The following is an 8387-nucleotide window of genomic DNA, read 5'->3' on the forward strand; positions in this document are numbered from 1 at the left end:
GTGGGCCACTGGTCCCCCCGGGTGTCGGCGACCTCCACCCGCAGCGTCCGGGGAGCGAGGACGGAGAGGGTGAGGCGGAAGCTCCGGCCGGGGACGCGGCCGTGCAGCACGGCGTTCGCGGCGAGTTCGGCGACGACGAGCCGGGCCGGGTCCAGGGGCAGCCCCCAGTCGTGCAGTTCCCCGGCCGCGAGCAGCCGGGCGAGGCGGGCGCCGCGCCGGGTGGCGGAGAGCGGCACCGAGAAGTGGTGGAGCAGGTGGTGGGCGGTTCGCTGATTCACGTCACTCAGCGTGTTCTTCCGTACGTAACCTGTGAAGAACGGCGGCCCGTGCGGACGGTGTCCGTCCGGGTGGCGGCCGGTTCTGTCCGGGCCGTACGGGGTGACCGGGGAGCGGGCGTCGGGGTTGGGCGGGCAAGCGCGTGGCGGAAGGGCGGCGGGCGTGAGCGTGTGGGACGCGGGGCCGGAGGACGACGAGGAAGCCGGGGCGGTGATGAGGACCGTCCAGCGCCAGCTGAAGCTGTGGCGCGAGTCGGCCGGCCTCACCCAGGCCGAGTTCGGGGCGGCCATCGGGTACGGGGAGGAGCAGGTCTCCGCCGTGGAGCGGGGGCGGCGCATCCCTCGGCCCGAGTATCTGGACCGTGCGGACGAGGCCCTGTCTGCGGGCGGCAGGCTCGCGGCGCTGAAGGAGGACGTGGCCGAGGTCCGCTACCCGAAGAAGGTGCGGGACCTGAAGAAGCTGGAGGCGGACGCGGTCGAGCTGTGCGCGTACAACAACTCGGTTGTTCAAGGGTTGTTGCAGACCGTGGAGTACACGCGGGCGATCTTCAACGCACGTCGGCCACCGTTCACCGATGACGAGGTGGAGCAGCAGGTCGCGGCGCGCTCGGCACGTCAGAGGATTCTCGATCCGCAGGCCGGACCACGCGTCTTCAGCTTCGTTCAGTGCGAGTCGACGTTGCGCAGGCCCATTGGGGGCAGGATGGTCATGCGACAGCAGCTCGAACGGCTGTTGGAGGTGGGTCAGTGGCGCAACGTGGACCTTCAGGTCCTGCCCCTCGACCGCGAGGAGAACGCGGGAACCGACGGTTCGTTCAGGCTCCTCAAGCTCAGGAACGGAGCCACTGTTGCGTTCAGCGAGGCACCTCTCAGCAGCCGGGTGATGACCGACCCCAAGGAAACGACGGTCCTCGACATCCGCTACGGAGCCATCCGGGCGCAGGCGCTCAGCCCTCAGGAGTCGTTGGCCTTCATCGGCAAAGTACTGGGAGATACGAAGACATGACCCTCAAGGCTTCCGCGGCCGACGGCAGTCCGGCGTGGATAAAGAGCAGCTACAGCACAGCTGACGGCCCCGACTGCGTCGAAGCAGCCACCCATCCGGACGGGATCCTCGTCCGCGACTCCAAGAACCCCGACAGCCCCCACCTCACCCTCGCCCCCACCGCCTGGGCGGCCTTCCTGCCGTACGCGTCCGGTCGCTGACGCCCTCGCCCGACGCAGAACGCCCCGCCGTCCCGATACGGGACGACGGGGCGTGCGCCACGTGGGCACGAGGTGCGGTCAGGTCGTGGACCGGCGCCTGCGTGCTCCCGGGCGGCGCTCGCTCGGGCGGGTGACCGGGTCACCGGCCTCCTGCGCGGAAGCCCTGCGCCGCAGCCCGAACTCGGCCAGCGCCTCCGCCAGCTTGTGCACCGACGGCTCCGGGGCCATGACGTCGACCCGCAGCCCGTGCTCCTCGGCGGTCTTGGCCGTGGCCGGACCGATGCACGCGATCACGGTGACGTTGTGCGGCTTGCCCGCGATGCCCACCAGGTTGCGCACGGTGGAGGACGACGTGAAGAGCACGGCGTCGAAGCCACCGCCCTTGATCGCCTCCCGGGTGTCGGCCGGCGGCGGCGACGCCCGCACGGTGCGGTACGCGGTGACGTCGTCGACCTCCCAGCCCAGCTCGATCAGACCGGCGACGAGCGTCTCGGTGGCGATGTCGGCCCGGGGCAGGAACACCCGGTCGATCGGGTCGAAGACCGGGTCGTAGGGAGGCCAGTCCTCCAGCAGACCCGCGGCCGACTGCTCGCCGCTGGGCACCAGGTCCGGCTTCACGCCGAAGGCGATCAGCGCGTTCGCGGTCTGCTCGCCCACCGCGGCGACCTTGATGCCCGCGAAGGCGCGCGCGTCCAGGCCGTACTCCTCGAACTTCTCCCGGACCGCCTTGACGGCGTTGACCGAGGTGAACGCGATCCACTCGTACCGGCCCGTGACCAGGCCCTTGACCGCGCGCTCCATCTGCTGGGGCGTGCGCGGCGGCTCGACGGCGATCGTCGGGACCTCGTACGGCACCGCGCCGTAGGACCGAAGCTGGTCGGAGAGCGAAGCCGCCTGCTCCTTCGTGCGCGGCACGAGCACCTTCCAGCCGAACAGCGGCTTGGACTCGAACCACGACAGCTGGGCGCGCTGGGCGGGGGCGGAACGCTCACCGACCACGGCTATCACCGGCCGGCCGCCGTCCGGGGACGGCAGGACCTTCGCCTGCTTCAGCGTCTGCGCGATCGTGCCGAGCGTGGCGGTCCAGGTCCGCTGCCGGGTGGTCGTACCCGCGACCGTCACGGTCAGCGGGGTGTCGGGCTTGCGGCCCGCGGAGACCAGCTCGCCGGCCGCGGCGGCCACCGAGTCCAGGGTCGTCGACACCACGACGGTCCCGTCCGACGCGCCGACCTCGGTCCAGCACCGGTCCGACGCGGTCCGCGCGTCGACGAACCGTACGTCCGCGCCCTGCGCGTCGCGCAGCGGCACACCCGCGTACGCGGGCACGCCGACGGCGGCCGCGATACCGGGGACGACCTCGAAGGGAACGCCCGCGGCGGCGCAGGCGAGCATTTCGGCGGCGGCGTACGTATCCAGTCCGGGGTCCCCGGACACCGCACGCACGACCCGCCTGCCGCCCCGCGCGGCCTCCATGACAAGATGTGCGGCATCCCTCACTGCGGGGATGCCAGCGGTTGTTGACGCGCTGTCAACGACCGTCAGCTGTGGCGTGCCTGCGCCCGGGGCCGGATCCGACGAGGGATCCGTCTCCGTGTCCACGACGGCGACGCCGGGTCGGGCGTGCGTGCGTACGACGTCGAGCACCTCGTGCTCGGCGACGAGGACGTCCGCGTGCGCCAGCGCCTCGACGGCGCGCAGAGTCAGCAGTCCCGGATCCCCGGGTCCGGCACCCAGGAAGGTGACGTGCCCGTGTTCCGGACCGGTGGGAAGGGTGGTGGGGCTCACCGTGCTTGCTCCCCCATCAGACCGGCCGCGCCCTGGGCGAGCATCTCGGTGGCGAGTTCGCGACCGAGCGCCATTGCCCCGTCGTGCGTCTCGGGCACGGGACCGGTGGTGGACAGCTGCACCGTACGGGTGCCGTCGGGTGTACCGACGACTCCCCGCAGGCGCATTTCCTTGACAATCTGGCCGTCGTCCAGAAGGTCGGCCAGCGCGCCCACGGGGGCGCTGCAACCGGCCTCCAGGGCGGCGAGCAGTGACCGTTCGGCGGTCACGGCGACCCGCGTGAACGGGTCGTCGAGCTCGCCGAGTGCCGCGATGAGGTCCGCGTCGTCCGCGGAGCACTCGATCGCCAGGGCCCCTTGGCCGGGGGCGGGCAAAACCGTGTCGACCGACAGGAAGTCGGTCACCTCGTCGATGCGGCCGAGGCGGTTCAGGCCGGCCGCGGCCAGCACGACCGCGTCCAGCTCGCCGTCGCGCACGAAGCCGATCCGCGTGTCCACGTTCCCGCGGATCGCGACCGTCTCGATGTCGAGCCCGTGGCCGCGCGCGTAGGCGTTCAGCTGCGCGGCGCGGCGCGGCGAGCCGGTGCCGATCCGGGCCCCGCGGGGCAGATCGGTGAACTTCAGCGCGTCGCGGGCGACGATGACGTCACGCGGGTCCTCGCGCAGCGGGACCGCGGCCAGCGCCAGCTCCTGCGGCTGCGTGGTCGGCAGGTCCTTCAGCGAGTGGACCGCGAAGTCGACGTCGCCGCGCGTCAGGGCGTCCCGCAGGGCGGTCACAAAGACGCCCGTGCCGCCTATCTGCGCGAGATGTTCCCGGGAGGTGTCGCCGTACGTGGTGATCTCGACGAGCTCTACGGGCCGTCCGGTCACCTGGCTCACGGCGTCCGCCACCTGCCCGGACTGGGCCATGGCGAGCTTGCTCCGCCTGGTCCCCAGCCTCAGTGCCTTCTGACTCATGCTGGCCCTCGGTTCTTGGCGTTCTTCTCGATGCTGTCCTCGGCCCGGGAGACGGAGGCCACCGTCTCCGGGTCCAGGTCGAACAGGGTGCGCAGCGCGTCCGCGTACCCGGCGCCGCCGGGTTCGGCCGCGAGCTGCTTGACCCGTACGGTCGGCGCGTGCAGCAGCTTGTCGACGACGCGCCGCACGGTCTGGGTGATCTCGCCGCGCTGCTTGTCGTCGAGGTCGGGCAGCCGTCCGTCGAGCCGGGCGATCTCGCTCGCGACGACGTCGGCGGCCATGGTGCGCAGGGCGACCACGGTGGGCGTGATGTGCGCGGCCCGCTGGGCCGCCCCGAAGGCCGCGACCTCGTCGGAGACGATACGCCGGACCTGGTCCACGTCGGCCGCCATCGGCGCGTCCGCGGAGGCCTCGGCGAGCGACTCGATGTCCACCAGGCGCACCCCGGCCAGCCGGTGCACGGCGGCGTCGACGTCACGGGGCATCGCGAGGTCGAGGAGGAAGAGGACCGGCTCGGGCCGCGGGGCCTCGGCCGGCGGCTCGGGCCTGCGGCGCTCGGGGATGCGGCCGACGGAGGCCGCCGTCGCGGCGAGCGCGGTGATCAGTTCGGCGTCGGCCTCGGCCGCGTCGCGCTGCGCCTCTCGGCGGTCGACGGTGACCGTGCCGTTGTCGACCCAGGCCGCGTGCTGCTCCAGCGTCGCCGCGTCCATCCCGGCGACGGCGGCCTCCCCCATCACGGAGAAGCCGGACTGCGCGGCGGCCAGGTCGAGCGGGCAGTTGTCGTCGGCGCCGGCGGAAGCCGGCGGCAGCGGCCGCTCGTCCGTACGAGTGCTGCCGGGCGCGCCGGCGCCCTCGTCCGGGCCGGCGATCGCCCGGGCCGGCCGGCCGGGACGGCCCGCCAGCGAGGCGGCGATGGTCTCCGCGTCGAGCACGAGCCCGGTCGCGCCGGTACACGAAACGGCGATATCGGCACGTGTCAGCTCGGCGGGCACGGCGTCCATCGACACCGCGCGGGTCACGACGGGCGCGCCGTCGGCCTCGTCGAGGTGCTGCCCGTACTGCTCCTCGACCAGCTGGGCGAGGCGCTCGGCACGGTCGGGGGTGCGGTTGGCGATCACGATCTCGCCGACCCCGGCACGCGCGAGCGTCGCGGCGGCCAGCGAGGACATCGAACCGGCCCCGATCACCAGCGCCGTCCTGCCCCGGGCCCAGGTGCGCACGTCGGCGCCCCCGGAGAGCTGCTCCAGGCCGAAGGTGACCAGGGACTGCCCGGCGCGGTCGATGCCGGTCTCGGAGTGGGCGCGCTTGCCGACCCGCAGGGCCTGCTGGAACAGGTCGTTCAGCAGCCGCCCGGCGGAGTGCAGCTCCTGCGCCTTGGCGAGGCCGTCCTTGATCTGCCCGAGGATCTGCCCCTCGCCGACGACCATGGAGTCGAGCCCGCAGGCCACCGAGAACAGGTGGTGGACGGCCCGGTCCTCGTAGTGCACATAAAGATAAGGAGTGAGCTCCTCCAGCCCCACCCCGCTGTGCTGGGCGAGCAGGGTGGACAGCTCGGCGACACCGGCGTGGAACTTGTCCACGTCGGCGTACAGCTCGATGCGGTTGCAGGTCGCCAGGAGGGCGGCCTCGGCGGCCGGCTCGGCGGCGACGGTGTCCTGGAGCAGCTTGATCTGGGCGTCCGCGTTCAGCGAAGCGCGCTCCAGCACGCTGACCGGGGCGCTTCGGTGGCTGAGTCCCACGACGAGAAGGCTCATGCGGGCATCACGGCGGGTACGTCCCCGTCGGGTCCCTGCTCGGCGGAGCCCTTGCGGGCGACGGCGGCCGCGGCGGCGCCCTCGGCGCCCGCGGCCTCCTCGCCGGCCTTGCGCTGCTCGTGGAAGGCGAGGATCTGCAACTCGATGGAGAGGTCGACCTTGCGCACGTCGACGCCGTCCGGCACGGACAGCACGGTCGGCGCGAAGTTCAGGATGGAGGTGACCCCGGCGGCCACGAGCCGGTCGCAGACCGGCTGGGCGGCACCGGCGGGCGTGGCGATCACACCGATCGACACACCGTTGTCCTCGATGATCTTCTCGAGTTCGTCCGTGTGCTGGACCGGGATGCCCGCGACGGGCTTGCCGGCCATCGCCGGGTCGGCGTCTATCAGCGCCGCGACCCGGAAGCCACGGGAGGCGAAACCGCCGTAGTTGGCGAGGGCGGCACCGAGGTTTCCGATACCGACGATCACCACGGGCCAGTCCTGGGTCAGGCCCAGCTCACGGGAGATCTGGTAGACGAGGTACTCGACGTCGTAGCCGACACCGCGCGTTCCGTACGAACCCAGGTAGGAGAAGTCCTTGCGCAGCTTGGCGGAGTTGACTCCCGCCGCGGCCGCGAGTTCCTCGGAGGAGACCGTGGGCACCGAGCGCTCCGACAGTGCCGTCAGAGCGCGGAGGTACAGCGGAAGCCTGGCGACGGTGGCCTCGGGAATCCCTCGGCTACGGGTCGCCGGTCGGTGAGTTCGGCCAGTTGCCACAGTGCTCCTGCGGGTAGAGCGGGGCTGTGGGCGGTCGTATGTCCCCAGACCGCCCCGTCGAATGCAGGCTATGTCTTTGTGAACGTGTGCACAAAGATGGTGTCCGATTTGCCCAGCCAACGTGACCGGGGTCACGCGCCCCCGGCGTCGGCGCGGGGAACCGGCGCACACGCAGCGCTGTTCCTTGTTTACCGGGGGCAAAAACGCACACTCTCCTCACGATTCCCGCCCCCGAGACCGACTCGCCATCGATCCTAAGCGACTTTCCCGGCTAGTTGGACTAGTCGGTCAGTGCTTTGCGCAACCTCTGCTCGTCCACGCGCCAGAAGGTGTGCTGCCGTCCGTCCACCAGGACGACGGGAATCTGCTCCCAGTACTGGTCGTGGAGCCCCTGGTCCTGCGTGATGTCCTGGTGCTCCCACGGCACGCCGAGATCGGCGCAGACCTTTTCGATCACGATCTGTGCGTCATCACACAGATGACACCCCGGCTTGCCGATGAGCGTGACCACGCGCTCCGAGGGGGACTTACGCCGAAAGAGGGGACTCATGCCGTCCATTCTCGCGCCCCGCGGGCCGGTTCTTTAACGGCCCGGTAGCGGAGAGTTCACACCGACCAAACCTCGCGACTCCGGAACCACCGAACTGAATGGCTATGCTCACGCCATGGCCGCTCTCGGATGGCTCACTCCCCGTAGGCGCTCCGCCACGGCGCGGAGCGTGTTGGCAGGCGAGGCCTCGGCGGAGGCGGCGCGCAAGTCGTCGCAGCCGGAGGCCTCCGCCCAGGAGCCCGATTTCCCCGTGCTCGGCGACGAGAAAGCCGCCGCGTTCTTCGACCTCGACAACACCGTGATGCAGGGCGCCGCCCTGTTCCACTTCGGCCGGGGCCTGTACAAACGGAAGTTCTTCGAGACCCGCGACCTGGCGAAGTTCGCCTGGCAGCAGGCGTGGTTCCGGCTGGCCGGCGTCGAGGACCCCGAACACATGCAGGACGCCCGCGACTCGGCCCTGTCCATCGTCAAGGGCCACCGCGTCTCCGAACTGATGTCGATCGGCGAGGAGATCTACGACGAGTACATGGCCGGCCGCATCTGGCCCGGCACCCGCGCCCTCGCCCAGGCCCATCTGGACGCGGGCCAGCGGGTCTGGCTGGTCACGGCGGCACCCGTGGAGATCGCCGGGGTGATCGCCCGCAGGCTGGGCCTGACCGGCGCGCTGGGCACGGTGGCGGAGTCCGTCGACGGCATCTACACGGGCAAGCTCGTGGGCGAGCCGCTGCACGGCCCGGCCAAGGCGGAGGCGGTACGCGCCCTGGCCGCCGCGGAGGGCCTGGACCTCTCGCGCTGCGCCGCGTACAGCGACTCGCACAACGACATCCCGATGCTGTCGCTGGTCGGCCACCCCTACGCCATCAACCCCGACGCCAAGCTGCGCCGACACGCCCGGAACCTCGACTGGCGCCTGCGCGACTACCGCACCGGCCGCAAGGCGGCCAAGGTCGGCATCCCCGCGGCCGCGGGCGTCGGCGCGGTGGCGGGCGGCACGGCGGCGGCGATCGCCCTGCACCGCAGGCGCCGGTAACCGCCGCCCGAGCACAGCGACACCGCGCGCGACCCGTCGGGGCGTGCGGGCCGGTCCGACGGCCCGCACG

9 protein-coding genes are annotated in these 8387 nt (G+C 71.9%); 3 read left to right on the forward strand and 6 right to left on the reverse strand.

Annotation, left to right across the window (positions count from 1 at the left end; genetic code table 11):
• Positions 1 to 287 (reverse strand): ATP-binding protein (locus ACZ60B_RS42055; RefSeq protein ID WP_469397165.1); only part of this gene is annotated, 287 nt, incomplete at its 3' end.
• Between the two features lie 151 nt (positions 288 to 438).
• Between ACZ60B_RS42055 and ACZ60B_RS42060 the strand changes: the two genes are divergently transcribed.
• On the forward strand, positions 439 to 1281 hold the full coding sequence (locus tag ACZ60B_RS42060; RefSeq protein WP_469397145.1) for a helix-turn-helix domain-containing protein: 843 nt from the start codon (positions 439 to 441) through the stop codon (positions 1279 to 1281).
• Entirely contained in the window at positions 1278 to 1481 is a 204-nt protein-coding gene (locus ACZ60B_RS42065) for a DUF397 domain-containing protein (RefSeq protein WP_469397147.1), read from the forward strand. The genes ACZ60B_RS42060 and ACZ60B_RS42065 overlap by 4 nt, the downstream gene beginning before the upstream one ends.
• A 78-nt stretch (positions 1482 to 1559) precedes the next feature.
• Here ACZ60B_RS42065 and ACZ60B_RS42070 read toward each other — a convergent pair whose 3' ends face one another.
• From ACZ60B_RS42070 to ACZ60B_RS42090, 5 genes are all read right to left on the reverse strand, one after another.
• The gene (locus ACZ60B_RS42070) at positions 1560 to 3266 is read right to left on the reverse strand and encodes a bifunctional uroporphyrinogen-III C-methyltransferase/uroporphyrinogen-III synthase (RefSeq protein ID WP_469397149.1); all 1707 of its coding nucleotides are present in this window, start codon (positions 3264 to 3266) and stop codon (positions 1560 to 1562) included.
• Positions 3263 to 4222 (reverse strand): hydroxymethylbilane synthase, encoded by a 960-nt coding sequence (hemC, locus tag ACZ60B_RS42075; protein WP_469397152.1) that lies wholly within the window; start codon positions 4220 to 4222, stop codon positions 3263 to 3265. Before hemC ends, ACZ60B_RS42070 begins: the two co-directional genes overlap by 4 nt.
• Positions 4219 to 5976: a glutamyl-tRNA reductase gene (locus ACZ60B_RS42080; RefSeq protein WP_469397154.1), complete on the reverse strand. Its 1758-nt coding sequence runs from the start codon at positions 5974 to 5976 to the stop codon at positions 4219 to 4221. Before ACZ60B_RS42080 ends, hemC begins: the two co-directional genes overlap by 4 nt.
• Positions 5973 to 6737: a redox-sensing transcriptional repressor Rex gene (locus ACZ60B_RS42085; protein ID WP_469397156.1), complete on the reverse strand. Its 765-nt coding sequence runs from the start codon at positions 6735 to 6737 to the stop codon at positions 5973 to 5975. Before ACZ60B_RS42085 ends, ACZ60B_RS42080 begins: the two co-directional genes overlap by 4 nt.
• A gap of 280 nt (positions 6738 to 7017) precedes the next feature.
• On the reverse strand, positions 7018 to 7287 hold the full coding sequence (locus tag ACZ60B_RS42090) for a glutaredoxin family protein (RefSeq protein ID WP_469397158.1): 270 nt from the start codon (positions 7285 to 7287) through the stop codon (positions 7018 to 7020).
• A 115-nt stretch (positions 7288 to 7402) separates the two neighbouring features.
• On the opposite strand from ACZ60B_RS42090, the gene ACZ60B_RS42095 reads away from it, so the two are divergent.
• A complete protein-coding gene (locus ACZ60B_RS42095) occupies positions 7403 to 8317 on the forward strand; it encodes an HAD family hydrolase (protein WP_469397161.1) in 915 nt (304 codons plus the stop codon).
• Positions 8318 to 8387: the final 70 nt, after the last annotated feature.

It is taken from the genome of Streptomyces sp. NPDC104096 (genome assembly GCF_055584385.1).